This is a genomic window from Agrobacterium larrymoorei, assembly GCF_013322225.1.
Taxonomy (GTDB): Bacteria; Pseudomonadota; Alphaproteobacteria; order Rhizobiales; family Rhizobiaceae; genus Agrobacterium; species Agrobacterium larrymoorei_A.
Window position 1 is genome coordinate 2601 of record NZ_JAAMFB010000048.1, and the last position, 2500, is coordinate 5100.

Genomic DNA, 2500 nt, shown 5'->3' on the forward strand with positions numbered 1-2500 from the left:
GGTGGATGCCTTGGCATGCACAGGCGAAGAAGGACGTGATACGCTGCGAAAAGCCGTGGGGAGCTGCGAATAAGCTTTGATCCATGGATATCCGAATGGGGCAACCCACCTCAGATTTCTAGAAAATCATTCCTGTTGGAATGATTTGTCTAGCATTTGTTTGATCTCACGTGCCGTATCGCACTTCCTTTGGAAGTGCTGGCACTGCGAAGGCGCGGCAAACGATTGCCGACGGCCGCTGGCCTGTATGGGTGCCCTGCTCAAGGTTGAGTATGGCAGCGATACAGCGCGAGACGCGCGTCGCCGGTCGTCCGGCGCACCGTCTGTAGCGAAGCGGCCTTGGCCGCGACAGCGTGAAGACAAAACAAATACCCGGCGCGTCCGGGTAGGACATAGCAACCGGAATGGTTTCTAGAAATCGTTAATGAGGTATCTACACCTGAATACATAGGGTGTTAGAAGCGAACTCAGGGAACTGAAACATCTAAGTACCTGAAGGAAAGGACATCAACCGAGACTCCGTAAGTAGTGGCGAGCGAACGCGGACCAGGCCAGTGGCGATGATGAATAAAGCGGAACGATCTGGAAAGGTCGGCCATAGCGGGTGATAGCCCCGTACGCGTAGAACAGTCATTGTCCTTGAGTAGGGCGGGACACGTGAAATCCTGTCTGAACATGGGGAGACCACTCTCCAAGCCTAAGTACTCGTGCATGACCGATAGCGAACAAGTACCGTGAGGGAAAGGTGAAAAGCACCCCGACGAGGGGAGTGAAATAGAACCTGAAACCGGATGCCTACAAGCAGTCGGAGCTCGAAAGAGTGACGGCGTACCTTTTGTATAATGGGTCAACGACTTAGTGTAACGAGCAAGCTTAAGCCGGTAGGTGTAGGCGTAGCGAAAGCGAGTCTGAACAGGGCGTTCAGTTCGTTGCATTAGACCCGAAACCGAGTGATCTAGCCATGAGCAGGCTGAAGGTTGGGTAACACCAACTGGAGGGCCGAACCCATATCTGTTGCAATAGATTGGGATGACTTGTGGCTAGGGGTGAAAGGCCAATCAAACTCGGAAATAGCTGGTTCTCCGCGAAATCTATTTAGGTAGAGCGTCGACCGAATACCCTCGGGGGTAGAGCACTGGATGGGCTATGGGGACTCACCGTCTTACTGATCCTAACCAAACTCCGAATACCGAGGAGTACTAGTCGGCAGACACACGGCGGGTGCTAACGTCCGTCGTGAAGAGGGCAACAACCCTGACCTCCAGCTAAGGTCCCCAAGTCATGGCTAAGTGGGAAAGGATGTGAGGATCCCAAAACAACCAGGATGTTGGCTTAGAAGCAGCCATCATTTAAAGAAAGCGTAACAGCTCACTGGTCTAAATAAGGGTCTTTGCGCCGAAAATGTAACGGGGCTAAAGCCATGCACCGAAGCTGAGGATACATCGTAAGATGTGTGGTAGCGGAGCGTTCCGTAAGTCTGTGAAGGAGTATTCGTGAGAAACTCTGGAGATATCGGAAGTGCGAATGTTGACATGAGTAACGATAAAGGGAGTGAGAGACTCCCTCGCCGAAAGACCAAGGGTTCCTGCTTAAAGTTAATCTGAGCAGGGTTAGCCGGCCCCTAAGACGAGGCGGACACGCGTAGTCGATGGGAACCACGTTAATATTCGTGGGCCTGGTGGTAGTGACGGATCTCGTGTGTTGTACATTCTTATTGGATTGAGTGTGCGGCGAAGAGGTTCCAGGAAATAGCTCCACCGTATAGACCGTACCCGAAACCGACACAGGTGGTCAGGTAGAGTATACCAAGGCGCTTGAGAGAACTATGTTGAAGGAACTCGGCAAATTGCACGCGTAACTTCGGAAGAAGCGTGACCCCAATTGAGGCAACTCTATTGGGGTGGCACAGACCAGGGGGTAGCGACTGTTTATCAAAAACACAGGGCTCTGCGAAGTAGCAATACGACGTATAGGGTCTGACGCCTGCCCGGTGCTGGAAGGTTAAAGGGAGAGGTGCAAGCTTTGAACTGAAGCCCCAGTAAACGGCGGCCGTAACTATAACGGTCCTAAGGTAGCGAAATTCCTTGTCGGGTAAGTTCCGACCTGCACGAATGGCGTAACGACTTCCCCGCTGTCTCCAACATAGACTCAGTGAAATTGAATTCCCCGTGAAGATGCGGGGTTCCTGCGGTCAGACGGAAAGACCCCGTGCACCTTTACTATAGCTTTACACTGGCATTCGCCAAGGCATGTGTAGGATAGGTGGTAGGCTTTGAAGCGTGGACGCCAGTTCGCGTGGAGCCATCCTTGAAATACCACCCTTATCTTCGTGGATGTCTAACCGCGGTCCGTTATCCGGATCCGGGACAGTGTATGGTGGGTAGTTTGACTGGGGCGGTCGCCTCCGAAAGAGTAACGGAGGCGCGCGATGGTTAGCTCAGACCGGTCGGAAATCGGTCGTCGAGTGCAATGGCATAAGCTAGCCTGACTGCGAGACTGA

Annotated in this window: 1 rRNA gene (running past one end of the window); it reads left to right on the forward strand. The window is 52.8% G+C overall.

Annotated features, from left to right (window positions below):
• Positions 1-2500: ribosomal RNA gene (locus G6L28_RS22640) — 23S ribosomal RNA — on the forward strand; it runs 530 nt beyond the window's last position.